This window comes from Shewanella sp. ULN5, from assembly GCF_030731885.1.
Lineage (GTDB): Bacteria > Pseudomonadota > Gammaproteobacteria > Enterobacterales > Shewanellaceae > Shewanella > Shewanella holmiensis.
Genome location: NZ_JAPJEE010000017.1, coordinates 67,002 through 90,483 on the forward strand (window position 1 = coordinate 67,002; position 23,482 = coordinate 90,483).

Genomic DNA, 23,482 nt, shown 5'->3' on the forward strand with positions numbered 1-23,482 from the left:
TAGAAGCTAGAAGCTAGAAGCTAGAAGCTAGAAGCTAGAAGCTAGAAGCTAGAAGCTAGAAGCTAGAAGCTAGAAGCTAGAAGCAGAATATTGTGTTCTTGCTTCTAGCAAAGAGCAACTCATTATAGCGAGTTAATTGGTTTGATAATAATAAGCTTTGGGCGTTAGCTCGATCACATCTTCATACTCAAAACCTAACGAATTTCGTTGCCCAACTTTTGGTTTATCGGCAGATTGTTCAATGACCATTACCCCCCAATGGTTATTACTTATGCCGCCAAAAATAACGTTCAACCCCATATTAGCCTCTCGAACAATAGCCGCTACATTATATTGAGCCATAATATTTCTCACCGTAGTTGACCGAACTGAACATGTATTGCAACTTGTTAATTCTTCAGTGCTTTTATATTCTGACCAATTGGCTGAAGGCACAAAACCTGCTACTGCAGAGGGCTGATATTGAATAATGCCCGACGGGGTATAAAAAGCATTATTAATTCGATAAACATCATCGGTTGTTCTTTGTACAATGAGAATATCTTCATTCTGATTGAAAAACTCACCTACTTTAGCTTGTTCCGCCATGAATTGATTAATCAATGTCATTCTCGTTTTTCTACAGGTCGAATTTTGACACAATACCCTGTTAGGTAAGCCGACAACAAACTGCTCTTTAGCTTTAAATATCGCCTGACTCATTACCCCTAAATTAAAATTAGTGAACTGGTTTTTATCAATTAATGAAGTAAATTTTGTGGGCTGGATATCTAACAAACTATAGGGTAAGGCCAAACCAATTAAGATTTCTGGGTCACCATTTTTAGGTAATAAGCTACGCAAGGTATCAATGGTTGCAATGTATTCTTTATCAGTATCGACGGACAAAAAATTTGGTAAGTTGTGTGCTGTAGCGAGTATTGGCAAGAGCAATAGTAAATATATGGCTTTCATGAATGACAAAAATCCTTTTAAATTAAAAACAAAATGATAACGGATAACGGATAACGGATAACGGATAACGGATAACGGATAACGGAATGATTTTAAATCATATTTATAAAGAAATTACATTACTTCTAAAATAAAAATCAATTCAAAATAAATAAACTTAAGTTCTGCCACCAACAAAAATGCCAGCATTTCTGCTGGCATTTTTAGTTCCACAATTAACTACTTCAAGCTTAAACCGCTGATTGAATAATCACGCTGCCCGCTTTCTTAGTGTAAGAGTCGATTTGGTCGAAGTTCAAGTAACGGTAAGTATCAGCTGCGGTTGCATCTAATTCCTTCGCGTATTCTTGGTACTCTTCGACTGAAGGTAAACGACCTAATAACGCTGCTACTGCCGCTAACTCAGCTGATGCTAAGTATACGTTTGCGCCAGTACCTAAACGGTTAGGGAAGTTACGAGTTGAAGTTGAAACAACGGTCGCGCCTTCAGCAACACGTGCTTGGTTACCCATACATAATGAACAACCTGGGATCTCAATGCGTGCACCAACGCGGCCAAAGATTGAGTAGTAACCTTCTTCAGTTAACTGATCTTTGTCCATCTTAGTTGGTGGTGCAATCCATAAACGTGTTGGTAGTGTTTTAGCAAACTTGTCTAACATCTTACCGGTCGCACGGAAGTGACCGATGTTTGTCATACAAGAACCCACGAACACTTCGTCAATCTTAGTTTGTGCAACGCTTGATAACAGCACTGCGTCATCAGGATCGTTTGGTGCACAAAGAATTGGCTCTTTAATTTCGTTTAGGTCGATTTCAATAATTTCAGCGTATTCTGCATCTTTGTCAGCTTCCATTAATACTGGATTAGCTAACCAATCTTGCATTGCTGTGATACGACGCTCAATGGTACGACGATCGCCGTAACCTTCGCTGATCATCCACTTTAACATGACGATGTTAGAGTTTAGATATTCAATGATTGGCTCTTTATCTAGCTTGATAGTACAGCCTGCTGCACTACGTTCTGCTGATGCGTCAGATAATTCGAATGCTTGTTCAACTTTAAGTTTTTCAAGACCTTCGATTTCTAATACACGGCCAGAGAAAGCATTGATTTTGCCTTTTTTCTCAACCGTAAGCAGACCCATTTCAATCGCTTTAAGTGGAATGGCATGTACTAGGTCACGTAAAGTGATACCTGGTTGCATTTCACCTTTAAAGCGCACTAATACTGATTCAGGCATATCAAGTGGCATAACGCCAGTTGCTGCAGCAAATGCCACTAAGCCAGAACCTGCTGGGAAAGAAACACCAATAGGGAAACGCGTATGTGAGTCACCACCAGTACCAACGGTATCTGGAAGTAACATACGGTTTAACCATGAGTGAATAACACCATCGCCTGGACGAAGCGATACACCGCCACGGTTCATGATGAAATCAGGTAATGTATGGTGAGTATCAACGTCAACTGGCTTTGGATAAGCCGCAGTGTGACAGAAAGACTGCATGGTTAAATCAGCACTAAAACCTAAACACGCTAAATCTTTTAGCTCATCACGGGTCATTGGGCCTGTGGTATCTTGCGAACCCACTGATGTCATTTTAGGCTCACAGTATTGGCCAGGGCGAACACCGGCAACACCACATGCTTTACCTACCATCTTCTGTACTAAAGTGTAACCTTTGCCAGTATCTGCAACATCTTGTGAACGTACAAAGACTTTAGATACATCTAAGCCTAGCGTTTCACGTGCACGGTCAGTTAAGCCACGGCCAATGATTAATGGAATACGGCCACCAGCGCGAACTTCGTCTAATAACACTTCCGTTTTTAATTCGAACGTAGAGATGACTTCATCAGTGCCACCACGTTTAACAACGCCTTCGTATGGATAAATGTCGATAACATCGCCAGTTTCCATCTTATCTACGTTAAGTTCGATTGGTAATGCGCCAGCATCTTCCATAGTGTTGAAGAAGATTGGTGCAATTTTGTTACCTAAACAGAAACCACCAGCACGTTTGTTTGGTACATAAGGGATATCATCGCCCATGAACCATAGTACTGAGTTAGTGGCTGATTTACGTGAAGAACCCGTACCCACTACATCACCAACATAAACCAGTGGGTGACCTTTGCCTTTAAGGGCTTCGATTTCTTTAATTGGACCGACTACGCCTGGTTGATCAGGTACGATACCGTCACGGGCGTTTTTCAGCATCGCTAATGCGTGCAATGGAATATCTGGACGTGACCATGCATCTGGTGCAGGCGATAGGTCATCAGTGTTGGTTTCACCCGCCACTTTAAATACTGTTAATGTGACTTTGTCAGCTAACTTTGGACGATTTAAGAACCAATCTGCATTGGCCCATGATTCAACCACTTGTTTAGCAAAAGCGTTACCAGCTTGCATTTTCTCTACCACGTCATGGTAAGAGTCAAACATTAATAAGGTGTTTGATAATGCGGTAACGGCGATAGGAGCTAATGCTGGATTATCTAATTGAGCGATCAACGGCTCAATGTTGTATCCGCCTTGCATAGTACCTAGTAATTCGGTAGCGCGCTCTGCAGATAGAATTGGCGACTTAACAGTGCCTTTAGCTACTGCATCTAAAAAAGCCGCTTTAACATAGGCTGCTTCATCCACACCCGGTGGAATACGGTTTTCTAATAAGTCGAGGATCACGGCCTCTTCACCAGCAGGTGGAGTCTCAACTAACTTCACTAACTCAGCCACTTGTTGTGCATCTAATGGCTTAGGGACAACACCCTCTGCAGCACGCTCTGCGACGTGTTTACGATATGCTTCTAGCACGGCAACATTCCTCTTTGTTTGACGCCTTACGGCAAAACTCAACGTCAGTTTTAGTCACGCTGAAATTCCACAGGTTCGGGCTTGAAATCCGACCCCCAGTATACTACAGCTTTAAAAAAGTATGAATCAGCTCACACTATTACGCAGATGAAATCTACTGGATTTTTTTGTCCAACTTGCAATGTAAAGTGATATTAAAACAAAGAAAATTAGACAATAGTTTGAAACAGTAAAAAAACAATATTCTTTCATATACTTAAACTAAACCATTCGATTTAAATAAACCTTACAAACTCTACATCATTGCGTAAAAATAATTTCAAATATTTGTATTTTTACTGAATAATCTTGTAGATAACGATATTCTAGACCTCAAAATAACTCACTGAGTAAGCTTAGCGATGGCAAATATCAATATTAAAGCCGTAATTTTTGATATGGATGGAGTATTAATTGATTCTGAACCCGCATGGCAAAAAGCCGAAATGGCGGTAATGCATAGTCTGGGGCTCAAACTCACACTCGAAGATGTAGAAAGTACGACAGGCTATCGTATTGATCAGGTTGTTGATTATTGGTATCAGCGCTTTCCTTGGGCTAACTATAACAACGCCGACACAGCGAGCCAAATTGTTCAAGCTGTCGCAGAGCACATTCGACTTGATGGTGAGCCCATGGAGGGAGTGATTGACACCTTAAAAGATTGTCGTCAAAAAGGGCTTAAAATTGGGTTAGCAACCTCATCCCCATCACCTATAATTGATGCGGTATTAACCAAACTTGGTATTAGTGAGCATTTCGATGCTATTTGCTCTGCTGAGCATTTACAACTCGGTAAACCGCACCCAGAAGTCTACTTAAATTGCGCGGCTAAATTAGCTGTTGATGCCGTTAATTGCTTGGCAATTGAAGACTCTTTTAATGGCTTAATTGCCGCAAGAGCTGCCAATATGCAAACCATCGCCATCCCAGCGCCTCAAGTTGCACAGCAAACTAAATGGGTTGTTGGCCACCACCAAATCAGCCAGTTATCAGCCGTCTCGCCAATATTGTCAGCCTACCTATTAGATAATTAACTCACATAAACTCGGGTCAAGAGATGAATGAATTCGTTTGGTGTAGAACATAATTTAACCAACAAACAACAACAGACCCAAGCTTAAAAAATGAAAAATGGCATCGTTTAACGATGCCATTTTTATTAGACCTGAAAATATTTTTAGAAGTTTTTACCGACAAATAAGTAAACTGATTTATCGCCTAAATCAGTAAATCCAAAGCCTAATGCTGCAGGGCCCCAAGAGGTATCGGTACCTAAATATAAACTCCCAGCATAAATTAAGTCGCCTAAATCGACGGCATCACGGGTATACCATACATTACCCGCCTCGGCGCTGACACCTAAATATAATGGTACATCGGTAACCAATAGGTCTCTGCCTAAATCATATTGATAAATGGCCGCACCAAAGACTTTATGTGGTCCAGCGAGGGCATTTTTATGGAAACCTGATAAATTCAAGAACCCACCTAGACTGCTGAAATGCACGTTCAACTCATGATCACTTTCAACCGTCGCTAAAGCCATTTTACCCACAACAGCATGATTACCGAGTCTAAGTGCGCCTTTCCAATCCGCTTCAATTTGCAAAGTTTGATCATGAAGACTGGTGAAGCCAATTAAATCATTGCTGTCATAGTATTCATCTCGAAAATGCAGCGTCATAGTTAATCGATTACCCTCAGTCGGAAAGCTGATACTGTTTAAGGTGTCATAGGCAGCCTTAAAGTAACCACCATAGGTTCTATAATCGAAATTGCCATTTAGCGCGACGCTGTTTGAAATTGAGCCATATTCAGTGATAAAACCTACTTCAACAATGCCGTGAGAGGATAAATTAGCCCCAAGTCCCGCAACTAAACTAACCTCTTTATTTTCTAACTCAAAAATGCGTTCATTTTGCTCATAAACATCCCAATTTTTAAGCTCATATTCAAAACGTGACAGAGCAAAATAATCTTGGTCACGATCCAAGGGTTGGTAAAACTCGGTAGAGAATCGTTTATTTAACCCCAGCTCTAGTTCATTGCGCCACTCACCACCATTGTCGGTTAAATTGGTCATGGTGTAGGCAAGATTTAACGAAACAGATGAGTCTAAACTGAAATCATCTTCCCAGTTAAACCCTGCGTTAAAGTAATTTGGTCCCCATCCTTTGGCTTTTGAGGTTACCGTTAAAATACGCCCATTCTCAGTGTCGGTAAATTCTGCGTCCACTCTTTCAAATTGATTAAGAGCATAAACCCGCTGTAGCGCAGCTTCTAGCTCTTCTTTAGTGACCACTTGGCCTTCACTAATGCCAAGACGATCACGGATTAATTTGTCATTAATCGAAGATTTGTTATCTAATACAATTCTGTAAATAGGCTCTTTTATGGGATCAACCCAAGCCATACGTTTCTGTTTCTTGTTGCGCACATAATCTTGATATGCGTCTTCAGAAATCGACAATTTCACCAACTGTTCATATTTCAATTGTGCGGCTTGCTCACCAATAACCAATGCCTGAGGCATAATACTAAAATCAGTTGTGCTTAAATTATCAATCCACGGGCGGATTAAAATATCCTGTTTGGTTAATAATTGTTTTTGTTTTTCGGTACTTGCTTGCGTAAGAATCGTTGAAAGCTGTTCCAATACCGCGATGGTAGAATTTAGCTGGGCTTGACTCGCCAATGGTGAACCGATATCGACAGCAATAATGATGTCGGCTCCCATAGCCTTAACAACATCAATCGGCATGTTGTTTGCGATACCGCCATCGACCAGTAACATTCCATCAATCAGAGCAGGCTGCAGCGCACCGGGCACTGAAGCTGAGGCTTGCATAGATTGCACAATGCTGCCTTTTGACAAAACCACCGCTTCACTGGTGGCTAAATTAGTGGCTACCGCACGATAAGGGATAGCAAGATCATCAAAATCGCCGAACTGTTCCACTAAATCAGTGGAATGGCGCAATAAATGCGACATAGTCTGACCTTGAAGTAAGCCGCTAGGAGAGGTGATTGAACCTTCTTTAAAACCGACATCAACAGGGATATTGTATTTATCACGTAACTGTTTATCACGAAAAGTAAGCTCTTCACGCGGGATCGTATCTGAATAGCCTTCGTCCCACTCGCCTTTTAGCATAATGGTTTCAATTTCATTGGCGCTAAAACCTAACGCATACATACCCGCAACATAAGCACCAATGCTGGTACCGGCAATGTAATCGACAGGGATATGGTTTGCTTCCAGCACTTGCAGTACGCCAATGTGAGCCGCGCCTTTGGCGCCGCCGCCACTGAGCACAAGACCAATGGTTGGACGCTCTTTGAAAGCAGTTGGTTTTTCATCGGCGGCATTGGCCGAACTACAGACTAATGTAGCCATTAGCGTAATGCTAATGTAAATACACCCCAAAAATAAACGATTAATCACCGGCATAGCTGTTCCAGATACAGTTAAAAACGCTCACATTCTAGCAAACTACAACTAACAATCACTAATTCAATTATCAAATGAAATAGCCCGACTTTTAGTGTCTATGCCCATAAAAGTATCCAGATCATTTCTTGGCATAGGTTTAGCAAAATAATAGCCTTGAATGATATAGCAACCACGACTGAAAACCTGCTCCAGTTGCTCATGGGTTTCAATCCCTTCTGCAACCACGTTTAATTTCAAGTTACGCGCCAGCTCAATAATACTCGACACGATTGCTTGGTCAGCTTGATTATCAGCAATATCGATTAAAAATGAACGGTCAATTTTTAAGGAGTTGACCTCAAAAGTACGTAAGTAAGCCAAAGATGAATAACCCGTACCAAAATCATCAATCGCCACTTGAACCCCAAGAGCTTTAAGTTGGGATAAATGATGTGTTGCGACATGCAACTCTTTCATCAACACACCTTCGGTGATTTCAAGGCATAACTTTGATGCGGGAAAGCCAGTTTCAGCCAGAGTACTTTTGACAAATCCAATGAAACTACTTTGTCTAAAATGTACCGCAGAAACGTTCACCGACAATTTAAAATCCTGTTGATAGTGTTGATGCCATCTTGCACCATCTAAACATGCTTGCTTGAGCACCCAGCAATCAATATCGATAATAAATCCGCAAGACTCAGCGACTTTAATAAAAATATCAGGGCGGACATATCCTTCAGTGGGATGCTTCCAGCGCAACAATGCCTCCATACCAATAAATCGGTCATTATGCAGGATGTCTATTTGAGGCTGATAATGCAGCTCTAACTCGTTACGCTCAATCGCTTTACGTAAATCCGCTTCAAGCCGCAAATGATATAGGGCCTCGGCATTGCGCTCTGCAGAATAATATTGAAAATTGCCCTTACCTTCCTCTTTTGCATGGTACATAGCTAGGTCAGCATTTTTAATGAGCATTTCAGGATCACGGCAATCTTCTGGCCAGCAGCTAATACCAATACTGGTAGAGATAAAAAACTCTCGACCGTATAACTTAAATGGCATTTCGATTTGTTTTAACAATTTATCAGCGATGTGATTAATCGTATTACCGTCATTTACATTGCGTAATAAGATGACAAATTCATCACCGCCAAAACGGCATAACACGTGTTCCGAATTTAAACAGGATTGCAGACGATTCGCCGCTTCAACCAATAATGCATCTCCCATACTGTGTCCGTAGGAGTCATTAACCGATTTAAACCTATCTAAGTCTAAAAATAATAATGCTAACTTTTCATCATTTCTGCAGGCCTCTTCAATGACATGCTTTAAGTTAGTCACAAACTGGGTACGATTAGCTAACCCGGTAAGGGAATCATTGTTAGCCAAACGCTGCAGTTTTAGCTCGTTAAGTTTGCGCTCCGTCATATCAGAGAACACCACCACATAATGTTGCGTATCCCCTTCTGAACTCAACATTTTTGAGATATTCAACCACACAGGACAAGGCTGGCTACTTTGACATAATAACTCTCGCTCACCACTCCAAAAGGTCGCCTGAGTAAATAATTTATCGATATTTAACGGTACTTGGCTTGATACTACGATATTAGAAAACAACTGCCCTAATAACGCCGATTCATCAGTCGCAAGAATGCGTCTTGCTGCCAGATTACTAATTTTAATACGTTTGTCGGCATCTAAAACCAGCATGCCTTCTGAGGTGTTTTCAAACGCTTCAGCTAATAACTTAATTTCACTTTCAAGCTCACGCTGAACAGTGACATCCGAATAAATCCCTGCGGCTCTACTTAATCTACCCGTTGTCGGATGCCAAGAAATTGCCCGTCCTTTAACCCTTAACCAGCGCCATTTTCCTGATTCATGATGATAGCGATATTCCACATCAATCATGTCTGATTTAGATTTTAAAAAATGTAACCAGGCTTGAGTCACGCGCTCGACGTCATCAGGGTGCACAGGCACCTCATCTAGCGTTGCAACAATCCTACTTTTCCCGCCCAGCAAACCGCCGCGATTATCTAGCATTAGCATTTTAGAGTCGTCACGCCATTCCCATAAATCAGAATCACTGCCCCTTAATGCTTGCGACAGGCGATCATCACTTTCAATCAAGTCTTGATTCACCTTTTTGAAACGCATCACTTGTCGCTGACGATAAAGGGATAAGAAAAAGGCAAAAAATAGCACGCTAAAAATAAGCACACCTTTAAAATATTGCGACTGCCACCAATATTCTTCTACTTTAAATGCAAAACTAAAAGGGTATTTAGACCACACATTTTGGCTTTTATAGTTTAGCTCTAGGGTATAATTGCCACCGCTGATCCCCGATATGTTGATTTGTGATTTACCTTCTAACAATACAAAAGATGAAGGTGGACTGCCTTGCTTTAATAATCGGTATTGCAGGCTCATCGGGCTTTCGTCAAGGTAATCTAAGTTTGATATTTGAAAACTAATTAAACTGGCTTCAGGCTTAACTGTTTTAAGCTGTGCAGGCAATAAAAATAAATCGGTGCGATCGCTGTAATGAATAGAAACCGATTCAAGAAAAGCCTCATTGTTCGCAATTCGATTCGCTAATAATCTTGGCTCAATTAACATAGCGCCGTCTGGTGTACCAAGAAATAGGCCTTTTTCTGGCTGAAAATAAACCGCTAATTCATTAAATTCATTAGAAATAAATCCATCATAATGGGTAAATGAAGTCGGGGTTCGAGTGTGTTTATTGAATTGGATAATTGAACGGTAGCAACCAATCAGAAAATCATCGGGCGTCTCTTTTAAAAACAGTACCACGCCGCATTCTATATTCCAGCGTTCATTAAGGTGAGTTATCTCTCCGGTCGTCGTATTGAGTTCTAATAGCCCCTTTTGATGGGTGCCTATCCAAAACACATTAGGACTGACTTCCATTAAATGCGCCACATCAAGTTGCTTATCTTGATAAATGACTTGCTCTTTAATAGAAACAAATTGATCACTTGAATCTAAATAACCCAGATCTTTTTTACCCCCTAACCATAAACGTTGTTGGCTGTCGCGGATGATCGAAGCAAAACGTGCTTTGTTATCCAAGTTCCCTGTAAAAGGTTGTAGATCAGTCTCTCCCGTTTGCCAATAGAACAGGCCTTTATTGGTCGAAAACCAAATTCTGCCACTAATAAAGGGATCTGGATAAGTGTGCATCACAATTGCATCACGCAAAGACGATGTGCCGCCGCTCCAACTATGAAAATCTATCACTTGGTTAGTGAGCTTATTGACCACAAATAATCCGGTGGTAGTAGAAAGCACTAAATGCTCTTGGTCTAAATCATTTATTTGATAAATACTGTCATTTAATTCAAAGCCCTCTAACAAAATTAGCTCGGCTCGCTTTGTTACCATATCAACTATCTCTAGCCCGCCTTCGGTGCCTAACCAAACTTTGTTATCTTGCTCGTAAATCGACCACACCATTTGGTTACTTAATTGATAAATGGATGATTGCGAAAAAGTATCCAATAAAAAGTCTGGCGATGTGGCAGCAAGAGCTAGGCCATAACCTGAACCGCCCACCCAAATCAAACCATTAGAGTCGATAGCCAAAGCATGAATATAATTAATATTAGCGGCCGTTTTAAGAGAATCGCGATAACTGACCGTTTGATTCGTTTCTACATTCCAAGACAATAATCCCGCTCGAGTACCTAGCCACAATACACCATGATTATCTTCAACCACTTTTTCGATATAATAGGGTTTATCTTCAACTGGGATAATTTCTCGCTGTTGGATATCTACATTGAACAAGCCTTTTGAAGTAAATAACCATACGCGTTGCTTAGAATCTTGCATTAAGCCAATAATCGTCCCTCTGGCTTTATGCCAACCTAAATCGACCACATCATGGTTTGCTAAATGCAGCTCCGCTGTATGAGTTGAGGTATAAATCCTATCCTGATTAGGCAAAATAAGTTGTCCCGTCCAAATCAACTCTGTGGCTAAATTCCCTTTAAGATCTACAGATAATAGCTTTGAAGCGACATCAAACATATATCGTTGGCCATTAGTGGTCAGTATTTCAAATTGGGCTTGTTCATTAGCAAGAATGGTCGCAACTCTGAGGCTATTTTGAGTGGAGGGTTGATATAACTCTGTAAATTGATGGTCACGTAAACTATATAAATATAGAGCAATTCCAGAAGTAATAAGCAAATACTCATCGGTAACAGGTACCACTGAGTACAACATTTCATCTTCTAACACAGAAGAGTTATCGACATTATCAATTCGCCGAATAGCGCTGTTACTTACCCGATACAGCCCTTGCTCTGTAGCCAGCCAAGCAAAACCGTAACTGTCAAAACTGATGTCATTAATGGTGCTATTTGCTAAACCATCTTTTGCGTTAAATACCCGTTGAACAAAGTCATTCCCCGCTACAGGCATAGATAGCATCAATAAAGTCATTTGTGTGATGATAAGCAATAACAATCTTGGCATTCGGGGGTGATCACTCCAATTAGAAATAGCGATGTATTAGAAAAACACTAAATTATTTCAACTTAAGTGATAATGACATCCATCTCAATTAAATCACCAAGACTGCGCAAGTTACCATTCATCTAAATAACCTTAACTCGGATTAACAGGTCAATAAATGAAACTGCGGCAGCTAACATGAACTTATAGTCAAACTTGAACCTTGCACTGATAACAAGGCAAATGTTCGTTTTAATAGCGAGTGCAAGCCTGTTGCAAGTTTTCTTGTGTAACAAATAACACGGCTAATAATGCACAGGCCTGTTTAATTTGCATTTACTCTCTCTGGCAAAAATTAAATGTTCACAAGAAATTGGCAGTACTAAACACCTGTATTCAATTTTAATCACAGGCTAATTTTTTTACTCGCTACAAGCGAATCATGTATAGCGTATTTGAGTTAACAACACTGCTCAGCTAGAGTTGAATCACCATTGATAATACACATAAATACCAAGCCTTAAATACGTACTGACAATATAGCATCATCAACTAAGTGTAGACCAAAAAAAAGCACCCATAAGGGTGCCTTGTTGCAAAGTGTTACAAGTGTTAACTACTTCTTCTTAACCGCTTTAGGGTTAGGTAAATCAGTAATTGAACCTTCATAAATTTCTGCGGCTAAGCCTACTGATTCATGTAAGGTTGGGTGAGCATGAATCGTTAATGCTAAATCTTCAGCATCACAACCCATTTCAATTGCTAGGCCGATTTCACCTAATAATTCACCACCGTTAACACCAACAATAGCACCACCGATCACGCGGTGAGTTTCTTTGTCGAAAATTAACTTGGTCATACCTTCGCTACAATCAGATGCGATTGCACGGCCACTTGCAGCCCATGGGAAAGTTGCTGTTTCGTATGCAATACCTTGCTCTTTAGCTTCTTTCTCAGTTAAACCAACCCAAGCGACTTCAGGTGCTGTGTAGGCAATTGAAGGGATAACTTTTGGATCGAAGAAATGCTTAAGACCAGAGATAACTTCAGCAGCAACATGGCCTTCATGCACACCTTTGTGAGCCAACATTGGTTGACCAACGATATCACCGATAGCAAAAATGTGCGGTACGTTAGTACGCATTTGCTTGTCGACATTGATAAAGCCACGCTCATCAACGTTTACGCCTGCTTTTTCAGCAGCAAGTGACTTACCATTTGGTGAGCGACCAATTGCAACCAATACAGCGTCATAACGAACAGGTTCTGTTGGCGCTTTCTTGCCTTCCATGGTGACATAAATGCCATCATCTTTAGCTTCAACGGCTGTCACTTTAGTTTCAAGGATCAGGTTAAACTTCTTCTTGATTTGTTTAGTGAATACACGAACAACGTCTTTATCGGCAGCAGGAATGACCTGGTCGAACATTTCTACTACGTCAATTTCGCTACCTAGAGATGAGTAAACCGTACCCATTTCTAGTCCGATGATGCCACCGCCCATCACTAAAAGCTTGCCTGGCACTTCTTTTAATTCTAATGCGTCAGTCGAATCCCAAATACGTGGATCTTCATGAGGAATGAAAGGCAGTTTAATTGGACGCGAACCCGCAGCAATAATAGCGTGTTCAAATTGAACGACTTTAACACTACCGTCTTCCGCTTTAACTTCTAGCGTGTTTGGACCTGTAAAAGTACCAAAGCCATTAACCACATCAACTTTACGCATTTTAGACATTCCGCCTAATCCGCCAGTTAACTGACCAATCACTTTCTCTTTAAAGCCACGTAATTTGTCTAAGTCGATTTTTGGCTCGCCAAAAGAAACACCATGATCTTCAACCATTTTGGCTTCTTCAATCACTTTTGCTACGTGTAATAATGCTTTTGAAGGAATACAACCTACGTTCAAACAAACACCACCCAGGGTGCTAAAACGTTCAACGATGATGGTGTCCAAGCCTAAATCAGCTGCACGGAATGCTGCTGAATAACCTGCTGGGCCTGCTCCTAATACAACTACCTGAGTTTTGATTTCGTTACTCATCTTTTCCTCTATTCTTTTCCGTGTTGGCGGCAAATCCGTCTCAACAATCAATGTGGCCAGATCATGTTAGCTGGCCGCATTTTACCCTTTGTTTGATGTTGATCACAATCAAACATTAGTGATAAAGACCGACATAAAAAAGGCCACTCAATTAGAGCGGCCAAATTTGTTTACAGAATCATGGTACGGATGTCAGATAAAATACCTGACAACGTTACGCTAAAGCGGGCTGCCATTGCACCGTCAATTACACGGTGATCATATGATAATGATAATGGCAACATTAACTTAGGCTCAAACTCTTTACCATTCCACTTAGGTTTAATTTCAGATTTTGACACACCTAAAATGGCCACATCTGGGTAATTTACGATTGGAGTAAACGCTGTACCCCCAATACCGCCCAAACTTGAAATGGTAAAACAACTGCCTTGCATGTCAGCAGCTTTTAGCTTGCCGTCACGTGCACGGATAGAAATATCAGTTAGCTCGCGCGATAATTCTACTATGCCTTTTTTATCTACATCACGTACAACCGGTACCATCAAGCCATTTGGGGTATCAACTGCCACACCAATATGGAAGTACTTCTTCTGAATCAATGATTCACCATCAGCACTTAAACTTGAGTTAAACACTGGAAACTCTGCCAATGTTTTTGCTACCGCTTTCATCATGAAGACTAAAGGAGTAATTTTGTAATCCGCTTTTTTCTTCGCTGCAACATCATTTTGTTGCTTACGGAAGGCTTCTAACTCAGTGATATCAGCTTCGTCAAACTGCGTCACGTGTGGGATAGTAACCCAGTTGCGATGTAAATTTGGACCCGATATTTTTTGAATACGGCTTAATGGCACTTCTTCCACTTCACCAAACTTACTGAAGTCGACTTTTGGTGCCGCAATTACGTTCAAGCCACCTGCGCCACCCGCTACCGCAGTAGCTGCCGTCGCTTTAGGACGAGAAAGCTCATACTTAATAAAGGCTTGTACGTCTTCTTTAAGAATACGTCCTTTACGGCCGCTACCTTTAACCAAGGTTAAATCGGCACCAAACTCACGCGCTAAACGACGCACTGCTGGTGACGCATGTACTACCCCACCTGATGCGGTAACCGCAGCACTTGGATGATGCGGTACTGGTGGTGTAGAAGGACGACTAGCTGGCATCGGCGCAACAGGCGCTGAAACACTTGCTGGCTCAGCAACTGGCACGGCAGCAACAGGTGCTGACGAAGTAGTTTCAATCGTAGCAATTAAGCTACCTTGAGACACTTTATCGCCCACTTTAATCGTTAAAGAGACTAGCTTACCAGCAAAAGGAGCCGGTACTTCCATAGTCGCTTTATCTGTTTCTAAAGTGATTAAACCTTGGTCTTTAGTCACTTCGTCGCCAACAGCAACAAGCACTTCAATGATATCAACATCACTTGCATCGCCAATATCAGGCACATGAATCTCTTGTACCTGGCTTGTGGCCTGCGCAACCGGAGCGGCTTGGGCAACAGGCGCTGCCGCCTGTGGTGCTGAGGCAGCTGAGGCAGCTGAGGCAGCTGAAGCTGAACCTGCTACTTCTAACAGGATAACTAACGATCCTTCAGATACTTTATCGCCTAAAGCAACTTTCACTTCTTTTACCACACCCGCTTTCGGAGATGGCACATCCATGGTGGCTTTATCGGTTTCTAGCGTAATTAAGCCAGTATCAACGTCAATGGTATCGCCTACCGCAACAAGTACCTCGATGATAGATACATCAGTATCCCCACCGATATCAGGTACTTTCACTTCAATCACTTGTGTAGCGCCGCCAGTATTAGCCGCAACCGCTACAGGGGCGACTGGAGCCGGTGCAGCCGCCTGTGCCACTGGCGCAGGTGCTTTTGCAGGCTCAGCTGAAGGGGCAGCGGCTTCGCCAGCTGCAGACATTAAGGCAATTAATGTCCCTTCTGATACGGTATCACCCACAGCAATTTTCAATTCTGCTAAGGTGCCAGCAAAAGGTGCTGGAATATCCATGGTCGCTTTATCGCTTTCAACCGTAATAATCGATGCTTCTTTTTCAAGAAAATCACCCACTGCCGCACAAATTTCAATAACTTGTACTGCATCAGTATCGATATTAGGAACCAAAATTTCTTTTAAATCAGCCATTCCAAATTCCTCTTACGCGAACTGTGGGTTGATCTTGTCAGCATCGATGCCATAGTCTTTGATGGCTTTAGTGAGCACATCAACAGGCATTTCGTTGCGTTCAACAAGTGATTTCAACGCCGCAATAACAATGAACTTAGCATCCACTTCAAAGTGATGACGTAAGTTAGCGCGGCTATCACTACGACCAAAACCATCAGTACCCAGTACTTTATAGTCAGTCGGAATGTAAGCACGTAATTGCTCACCGTATATTTTCATATAGTCAGTGGCCACAATGGCAGGAGCATCCGTTGATAACACTTGGCTGATATACGCTTTCTTAGGCTCAGATGTTGGGTGTAGCATGTTCCAACGCTCTACTGCTTGACCATCACGAGTTAGCTCGTTAAAGCTGGTTACGCTGAATACATCTGCACTTACGCCGAAGTCTTTCGCTAGGGCTTGCGCCGCTTTACGTACTTCTTCAAGAATAGTGCCACAGCCCATAAGCTGTACTTTACCTTTACCACTTCCGGCAACGGTTTCAAGCTTATAGATACCTTTAACGATACCTTCTTCAGCACCTTCTGGCATTTCAGGCTGAACATAGTTTTCGTTCATGGTGGTTAGGTAGTAGAACACATCCTCCTGATCTTCACCGTACATACGGCGAATACCATCCTGCACCACAACAGCAATTTCATAACCGTAAGTTGGGTCGTAAGACACACAGTTAGGGATAGTGTTAGCAAGAATATGGCTGTGGCCATCTTGATGCTGTAAACCTTCACCGTTCAATGTTGTACGGCCAGATGTTCCACCCACTAAGAAACCACGTGCGCGCATATCACCCGCGGCCCACGCCATGTCGCCAATACGTTGGAAACCGAACATTGAGTAGTAAATGTAGAAAGGAATTGTTGGCATGTCGTTAACTGAATAACTGGTTGCTGCAGCAACCCAAGATGACATAGCGCCTAATTCGTTAATCCCTTCTTGTAAAACCTGACCGGTTTTATCTTCACGGTAATACGCCACTTGATCAGAATCTTGTGGAATATATTTTTGGCCTTCATGGGCATAAATACCCACTTGACGGAATAATCCTTCCATACCAAAAGTACGTGCTTCATCAGGAATAATTGGCACAATACGCTTACCGATTTGCTTATCTTTCAATAGCGCAGTCAGTACACGTACAAATGACATGGTAGATGAAATTTCGCGACCGTTTGAACCTTTAATGACCGCATCAAAAATCTTTAATGATGGTACTTCAAGCTCTTCAGTGAATTTTTCACGACGTTGTGGTAAGTAGCCTTTTAATGCTTCACGACGTTCATTCAGATACTTCACTTCTTCTGAATCAGGGCCAGGATGATAGAAAGGAATTTCTTCTAATTTGTCATCAGGGATAGGAATATTAAAACGATCACGGAAGTAACGGATTGCATCTGCGTCCATCTTCTTCACGTTATGGGCAATGTTCTTACCTTCACCAGCATCACCTAAACCATAACCTTTAACGGTTTTAGCTAAAATAACGGTTGGGCGACCTTTGGTTTTTTGTGCATGATCTAATGCAGCATACATTTTAACTGGATCATGACCACCACGGTTTAAGCGCCAAATGTCATCATCAGACATGTTAGCGACCATAGCGGCAGTTTCTGGGTACTTACCAAAGAAATGCTCACGCGTATAAGCGCCGCCTTTGGCTTTACAGTTTTGGTATTCACCGTCTACGGTTTCTTCCATTAACTGTAATAATTTACCGCTCGTATCACGAGCCAATAATGGATCCCAGTAACGACCCCAAATCACTTTAACCACTTCCCAGCCTGCGCCGCGGAACTCGCCTTCTAGCTCTTGAATGATCTTACCGTTACCACGAACAGGACCATCAAGACGCTGTAGGTTACAGTTAATGATAAATACTAAGTTATCTAACTCTTCACGCGCAGCTAAACCAATCGCACCTAATGCTTCTGGCTCATCACATTCACCGTCACCTAAGAAACAGTAAACCGTTTGCTCTGAACAATCTTTCAAGCCACGGTCAGTTAAGTACTTTAAGTAACGTGCTTGATAAATCGCTTGAATAGGACCTAAACCCATAGATACCGTAGGGAACTGCCAGTAATTAGGCATTAACTTAGGATGCGGGTATGAAGATAAGCCTTTACCATCAACTTCTTGACGGAAGTTGTTCATTTGCTCTTCAGTGATACGTCCTTCTAAGAATGAACGCGAGTAAATACCTGGTGCAATATGACCTTGGAAATACACTAAATCGCCACCGTCTTTTTCATTTGGCGCACGGAAAAAGTGGTTAAAACACACATCATAAATCGTGGCACTAGAGGCGAAACTTGAAATATGACCACCTAGTTCTAAGTCTTTCTTAGAACCACGTAATACCATAGCTAAAGCATTCCAACGGATAATGGCGCGAATACGGTGCTCCATCTCCTGGTTGCCTGGCATGTTAGGCTCTTGCCCTGCAGGAATGGTATTAAGGTAAGCGGTTGTCGCATCATACGGTAAATGAGTTCCGTTACGACGGGCTTTATCAATCAGTTTCTCTAATAAAAAATGTGCACGTTCAGGCCCTTCTTGCTCTAATACAGCTTGTAAGGCATCAACCCATTCTTGGGTTTCTGATGGGTCTAAATCGAGTAGCATATCTTCAGACATCTCGCAGTCCTTCTCTATATACGGGGTTATATTTCGGCTTATGCTGCTTGTTGACACAGCAAGGGTATAATCTCATTGGTTGTGAACGAGAACTACACGCCGCTCTTTAAACGGCGCAAGCTACGTTGCAACCGACTGTCTTCTTCTCTTACTGACAACATGACTTCTTCGATATAGCTTAAATGCTCGTTCGAAGCTTCACGTGCCGCATCAGGGTCTCGGCGAACAATCGCAGCCAATAAATCTCGGCGGTGATCATTTGCCATAGTAGAGGCTTCTTCACGACGACTCAGAAGCTCTAAATTTTGTGCCACATTTTTATGTAGCACAGGGGTTAAACTTAACACTAAGTGTAGCATTGCCACATTGTGTGACGCTTCAGCCACTGCACGGTAAAAACGTACAATGGCATCTGCTTGTGCTTCAATATTTACGGCGTTTTCAACGTCTAAAATACTGTTTTTAATATTCTGCATATCGGCATCTGTGCCACGTAACGCAGCAAAGTAGGCCATCATGCCTTCAGTGGCGTGACGAAACTCAAGCAAATCGTATTGGCTTTCAGAGTCGTTATGCATTAATTCAACGATAGGATCGGCAAGACTTTGCCAGAGTTGTTCTTTAACGTAAGTACCGCCACCTTGACGACGCATCAATAGGCCTTTAGCCTCAAGCTTTTGGATGGCTTCACGTAAAGACGGGCGTGACACTTCAAACTGTACAGCCAGCTCACGCTCAGGAGGTAACTTTTGCCCAGGTTGCAAACTGCCTTCTAGGATCATGCGCTCAAGTTGCTCCATGATCACATCAGAAATTTTTGGCTGATTAATCTTACTGTAAGCCATATGTATGCTTAAACTCCCCAGAATCACCTATTGTCAATTGGTCTTACCAATTTATGTGAGAGCGGGCACTTTAGCAAAACATCTTAATCATGTCTAGCTTATCGCTTAAGCTGATACACCGCCGCTCAGTTTACAGAGCATAAACGAAAAAAACGGGTATGGGGTCAGACCATTTGACAATAACCGGTTAAACATCAAAATCAACCTAACTGACGACCCCAAAAATCGTCAGCACCGACACAAACGTCACTAACAAGGTAAAATTACGCTTACTCAAAGCTAATAAGGCTAGTGTAGGCTGCACACTCACCGGCGCGGGGCCTGCTTCTGGCAAAGATTCCGCACTTAATGCGGTTTCCGTTACCACGATTTTAGCGCTACAACGGGCATCAAATGCGCGTTTTCGCCACGCATTTAGCCCTTGAGTAAATTGACCACTCAACACATATCCAAAACTGAAAATTCGGCTAGGCAACCAATCAAACAAACGTTGTAAGTGATCGATTAAAGGCAAAGAGAGGTTTTGTTTGATGTTTAAATCATAATAAAAGCGAATACTGCAATACAACACGGCACCAACAGGACCAAAACACACCAAAAACAATGCCACTGCACCGTAATAGCGGTAATTTATCCAGGCCACGCTTTGACCAACTTTAATGCCTAAGTCACGTTCATCAACGGCATCAATACATTCGCCGCAATCTAGCTCGCCAGCATAACGATAACAAGCTTGCACATCGCCTCGACAAGCGGCCTGAACATACTTTTTAAATGTATCGCGTAAATCCTGATGGCTAAAGCAAACTAACGCCACCACCACCCATAACAACAAACTGGGAATATCAAATAATAATCCGCTAATTAATAGACCCACACCAAAAACAACAAAAGAAGGTAAAATCACCGCAATCGCCATAGCCACATCGGTTGTTAATGATTTTTTATCCCAAAATTGCTTATGGTAACGCATCATCAATTTGTCAAACTGCCAATTCACTGGCAATAACTTTAATCGTTCCACTAAAATGGCGATGAGCAATGAAAATAATGCCATGGTTTATCCTTAAGCCTTAAAATAAATGTGTGCGGCAAACTCGCTGCAAAAAACAACCGTGTAGGATCAAACAACCCTCAACAAATCGCATCTCGATAACGTCGCCAATCAAAGCTTTCACCCGGATCGGTTTTTCTAATAGGGGCGATATCACAATGGCCAACAATCCGCGTAGGGTTAATCATAGGGTATTGCGCCATAATCTCCAATGTAAGTTCAGTCAGCTGCTGATATTGTGCATCGGTATAGGCCACAAAATCAGTGCCTTCTAACTCAATTCCTATGGCAAAATCATTACAATTTTCTCGCCCTTGAAACTGCGATACTCCCGCATGCCAGGCTCTATCATCACAACTGACATATTGCACAATCTCACCATCACGGCGGATTGAAAAATGAGCCGAAACCTGTAACCCGTTTAATTCACTAAAGCTGTCATCGGCTTTTAAATCTAAACAGCCTTGAAATAACGCATCAATATGCGGCAATCCAAAACACCCAGCAGGCAAGCTAATATTGTGAATAACCAATAAGCTCACTTCGTTATTAGGCCGAGCATTAAAATGAGGTGAAACACAGCGTCTAGCGCTTGCTAACCAGCCGCAAGATAAACTTGTATGGGTTTTCATATAGTTGAGATCTTAAAACGCATCAAATGTAAGCCATAAATTAACAGCAAAATGGCCTAAATACCATGTTGCCCACACTCACAACCGCGGCAAAGTTATGCTAACCTATCGCCATACACACAACCTTTAACCTGTGATAGTAAAACACGCAGGTAATTTTGTAGTCGCAAGGATTTAGCTTATGTTAGAAAATGATATCCGTCATGCAGTGAAAACCGCATTAAATGAAGATTTAGGCTACAACGAGCACCAAAGTATTGAACAAATGCTTAAGGCTGATATTACTGCACAACTGATCCCCGCCGATAAACATGTTGAGGGCAGCCTGATTACCCGTGAAGAAGGGGTATTTTGTGGCAAAGCCTGGGCAGAGCAAGTCTTTAATCAACTGGGGGGTGAAGTGGCTTTGCATTGGCACGTAGACGATGGTGATTTAGTGGTGCCAAATCAGGTGCTATGTGAACTATCAGGCCCTGCCCGCGCCATTCTCACCGGCGAGCGCACCGCAATGAACTTCATTCAAACCCTATCAGGCGTTGCCACATTAACTAAGCTGTATGTTAATAAATTAGCCGGCACTCACACCCGTTTACTCGATACCCGTAAAACCATCCCAGGGTTACGCACTGCGCAAAAATATGCGGTAACCTGCGGTGGCGGCAAAAACCACCGTATTGGGTTATATGATGCCTTTTTAATCAAAGAAAACCACATCATGGCCTGTGGCGGCATAAGCCAAGCCATCGAGGCTGCACGTCAACTTCATCATGATAAACCGGTAGAGGTAGAGGTGGAGTCCATCGCAGAATTAACCCAAGCGTTAGAGGGCGGCAGCGACATCATCATGCTAGATAACTTTGATATCACCATGATGATTGAAGCAGTAGCACTAAACCAAACCTTTAAAGCCACAGGGAAAGGAGCAAAATTAGAAGTGTCAGGTAATGTCACCCTAGACACCCTTGCCGATTTTGCGAAAACGGGTGTTGACTATATTTCAGTGGGTGCATTAACCAAGCATGTTAAAGCGCTCGATTTATCGTTAAGACTAAAAGCCTAAGCGCAATATTAACGTCGAGGCTCTGATGATTGATCCTCGGCGTTTTCATTCTCGATCGCAGCTGATCGCGCCAGATTTATGACCTCAACACCCTCAGTGTCAAAAAATGATTAACCAACAAGCAGTTGTCAAAAAAATGTTATAGCGTTTTGTAACAAAAATCGCCAAGTATAGAATATTTAATCATTTATTTTACCTTTGTATGATAAAAGTATTCCATTTTTAGTAACTTTATACTAACGTTTACACAGGCGAATGGCCTTTCGGCCAGAACTTGTATCATTACTTAGGTAATTGAACACGCCAAAACATTTTTTGTGATGCCGCGACGTTTATCGTTCAAGTGCTGCCAAACGGTGTTTTGGGTATCAACCACTTTAGCAATATACAACTCAGCCGAAATGTCATTAGGTTGGTTAAATGTAATGTCTGCCACTTTAGTGAGTTAGCCAATAATCACACTAAACGGCAAAGGCTTAAAAGCCTGCAAGATATGAATAACTCAACTACACTGATAACACGATAAAAAACTGGCTCGTTTCAGTAAATGAAACAGATCACTATATAGTTAATAACATGTGCCCGTAAGGCTTCGGCAATGATGGATGCCACTGACACTGCAACAAGCGCGATGGTTTAATGACCTTGCGACCCGACCTGCAGTTCAGCACCGAGGATTGGATAGGCCCAAGCACATTTACGGAGAGAAAAAATGAAAAGCATTAACCAAATTAACAAGGCTAAGGGTTTCACCCTTATTGAATTAATGATCGTAGTCGCGATCATCGGTATTTTGGCAGCAATCGCATTGCCTGCTTATAAAACCTATACTCAACGTGCAAAATTCAGTGAAGTTGTGCTTGCCGCTACTCCGGCTAAAACAGCTGTTGATGTCTGTTATCAAACAGGCGGAGGCTGTGAAAATTTAGACGAATCCTCAACTAATTGGGCTGCTGCACCGTCAGTAGAGAAAGTAGAAATTGATGCTGCTTTAATGGATGATCCTGCCTCAACAGCCGCAAATCCTTTACCTCAAATCGCAAATCCTGCTGGTCCTTTTACTGTCACAGTTACATCGATGCCCATATTTGGTACCGGCATACAAGCATACACTTATATCCTAACGGGTAATACTGCCAACAACTCAATTACTTGGGTTGCCTCAGGTACTTGCAAAGACGCTGGTCTTTGCTAAATCAGCAAATTTGTAACTGTATTTATTCGGGAGCTGACGCTCCCGAATATTATTTAGGTT

14 protein-coding genes are annotated in these 23,482 nt (G+C 42.1%); 3 read left to right on the plus strand and 11 right to left on the minus strand.

Annotated elements, in window-relative coordinates; translation table 11 throughout:
- Positions 1–132: 132 nt before the first annotated feature.
- Together ORI98_RS14895 and acnB are read right to left on the minus strand one after the other, a co-directional pair.
- Positions 133–954, minus strand: coding sequence for a hypothetical protein (locus tag ORI98_RS14895; protein ID WP_306135753.1), 822 nt, complete (start codon positions 952–954; stop codon positions 133–135).
- A gap of 230 nt (positions 955–1,184) precedes the next feature.
- Positions 1,185–3,782, minus strand: a complete 2,598-nt coding sequence (gene acnB / locus ORI98_RS14900) for a bifunctional aconitate hydratase 2/2-methylisocitrate dehydratase (RefSeq protein WP_261299855.1) — start codon at positions 3,780–3,782, stop codon at positions 1,185–1,187.
- A 401-nt stretch (positions 3,783–4,183) separates the two neighbouring features.
- Here acnB and hxpB point away from each other — a divergent pair, with 401 nt between their 5' ends.
- A complete protein-coding gene (gene hxpB, locus ORI98_RS14905; protein WP_306135754.1) occupies positions 4,184–4,858 on the plus strand; it encodes a hexitol phosphatase HxpB in 675 nt (224 codons plus the stop codon).
- Between the two features lie 143 nt (positions 4,859–5,001).
- On the opposite strand, the gene ORI98_RS14910 is transcribed toward hxpB, so the two are convergent.
- The 8 genes from ORI98_RS14910 to ampD form a co-directional block, all read right to left on the minus strand.
- Complete coding sequence (locus ORI98_RS14910; RefSeq protein ID WP_371931174.1) at positions 5,002–7,275, minus strand: patatin-like phospholipase family protein; 2,274 nt, start codon at positions 7,273–7,275, stop codon at positions 5,002–5,004.
- Between the two features lie 63 nt (positions 7,276–7,338).
- Positions 7,339–11,778, minus strand: coding sequence for an EAL domain-containing protein (locus tag ORI98_RS14915; RefSeq protein ID WP_371931175.1), 4,440 nt, complete (start codon positions 11,776–11,778; stop codon positions 7,339–7,341).
- A gap of 595 nt (positions 11,779–12,373) precedes the next feature.
- Positions 12,374–13,804, minus strand: coding sequence for a dihydrolipoyl dehydrogenase (lpdA, locus tag ORI98_RS14920; protein ID WP_188842465.1), 1,431 nt, complete (start codon positions 13,802–13,804; stop codon positions 12,374–12,376).
- Positions 13,805–13,974: 170 nt separating this feature from the next.
- Positions 13,975–15,957 carry a dihydrolipoyllysine-residue acetyltransferase gene (gene aceF / locus ORI98_RS14925; RefSeq protein ID WP_306135757.1) on the minus strand — a complete coding sequence of 661 codons (1,983 nt, stop codon included), beginning with the start codon at positions 15,955–15,957 and terminating at the stop codon, positions 13,975–13,977.
- Between the two features lie 12 nt (positions 15,958–15,969).
- Positions 15,970–18,636, minus strand: coding sequence for a pyruvate dehydrogenase (acetyl-transferring), homodimeric type (aceE, locus tag ORI98_RS14930; protein ID WP_188842461.1), 2,667 nt, complete (start codon positions 18,634–18,636; stop codon positions 15,970–15,972).
- 92 nt (positions 18,637–18,728) lie between these two features.
- Complete coding sequence (gene pdhR, locus ORI98_RS14935) at positions 18,729–19,481, minus strand: pyruvate dehydrogenase complex transcriptional repressor PdhR (RefSeq protein WP_188842459.1); 753 nt, start codon at positions 19,479–19,481, stop codon at positions 18,729–18,731.
- A gap of 205 nt (positions 19,482–19,686) precedes the next feature.
- Positions 19,687–20,538: a beta-lactamase regulator AmpE gene (gene ampE / locus ORI98_RS14940; protein ID WP_188842457.1), complete on the minus strand. Its 852-nt coding sequence runs from the start codon at positions 20,536–20,538 to the stop codon at positions 19,687–19,689.
- A 77-nt stretch (positions 20,539–20,615) separates the two neighbouring features.
- On the minus strand, positions 20,616–21,167 hold the full coding sequence (gene ampD / locus ORI98_RS14945; protein ID WP_306135758.1) for a 1,6-anhydro-N-acetylmuramyl-L-alanine amidase AmpD: 552 nt from the start codon (positions 21,165–21,167) through the stop codon (positions 20,616–20,618).
- Positions 21,168–21,348: 181 nt separating this feature from the next.
- On the opposite strand from ampD, the gene nadC reads away from it, so the two are divergent.
- Positions 21,349–22,227: a carboxylating nicotinate-nucleotide diphosphorylase gene (nadC, locus tag ORI98_RS14950; protein ID WP_306135760.1), complete on the plus strand. Its 879-nt coding sequence runs from the start codon at positions 21,349–21,351 to the stop codon at positions 22,225–22,227.
- Positions 22,228–22,513: 286 nt separating this feature from the next.
- On the opposite strand, the gene ORI98_RS14955 is transcribed toward nadC, so the two are convergent.
- The gene (locus tag ORI98_RS14955; RefSeq protein WP_306135761.1) at positions 22,514–22,663 is read right to left on the minus strand and encodes a hypothetical protein; all 150 of its coding nucleotides are present in this window, start codon (positions 22,661–22,663) and stop codon (positions 22,514–22,516) included.
- Positions 22,664–22,939: 276 nt separating this feature from the next.
- Between ORI98_RS14955 and ORI98_RS14960 the strand changes: the two genes are divergently transcribed.
- Positions 22,940–23,422, plus strand: coding sequence for a prepilin-type N-terminal cleavage/methylation domain-containing protein (locus ORI98_RS14960; RefSeq protein WP_306135762.1), 483 nt, complete (start codon positions 22,940–22,942; stop codon positions 23,420–23,422).
- The last annotated feature ends 60 nt before the right edge of the window (positions 23,423–23,482 follow it).

What these genes read in the sequence shown, in the direction of transcription:
- ORI98_RS14895 (WP_306135753.1), bottom strand. Translation starts at nt 954, where the DNA reads ATGAAAGCCATATATTTACTATTGCTCTTGCCAATACTCGCTACAGCA.
- hxpB (WP_306135754.1), top strand. Translation starts at nt 4,184, where the DNA reads ATGGCAAATATCAATATTAAAGCCGTAATTTTTGATATGGATGGAGTA.
- ORI98_RS14910 (WP_371931174.1), bottom strand. Translation starts at nt 7,275, where the DNA reads ATGCCGGTGATTAATCGTTTATTTTTGGGGTGTATTTACATTAGCATT.
- ORI98_RS14915 (WP_371931175.1), bottom strand. Translation starts at nt 11,778, where the DNA reads ATGCCAAGATTGTTATTGCTTATCATCACACAAATGACTTTATTGATG.
- lpdA (WP_188842465.1), bottom strand. Translation starts at nt 13,804, where the DNA reads ATGAGTAACGAAATCAAAACTCAGGTAGTTGTATTAGGAGCAGGCCCA.
- aceF (WP_306135757.1), bottom strand. Translation starts at nt 15,957, where the DNA reads ATGGCTGATTTAAAAGAAATTTTGGTTCCTAATATCGATACTGATGCA.
- aceE (WP_188842461.1), bottom strand. Translation starts at nt 18,636, where the DNA reads ATGTCTGAAGATATGCTACTCGATTTAGACCCATCAGAAACCCAAGAA.
- pdhR (WP_188842459.1), bottom strand. Translation starts at nt 19,481, where the DNA reads ATGGCTTACAGTAAGATTAATCAGCCAAAAATTTCTGATGTGATCATG.
- ampE (WP_188842457.1), bottom strand. Translation starts at nt 20,538, where the DNA reads ATGGCATTATTTTCATTGCTCATCGCCATTTTAGTGGAACGATTAAAG.
- ampD (WP_306135758.1), bottom strand. Translation starts at nt 21,167, where the DNA reads ATGAAAACCCATACAAGTTTATCTTGCGGCTGGTTAGCAAGCGCTAGA.
- nadC (WP_306135760.1), top strand. Translation starts at nt 21,349, where the DNA reads ATGTTAGAAAATGATATCCGTCATGCAGTGAAAACCGCATTAAATGAA.
- ORI98_RS14960 (WP_306135762.1), top strand. Translation starts at nt 22,940, where the DNA reads ATGAAAAGCATTAACCAAATTAACAAGGCTAAGGGTTTCACCCTTATT.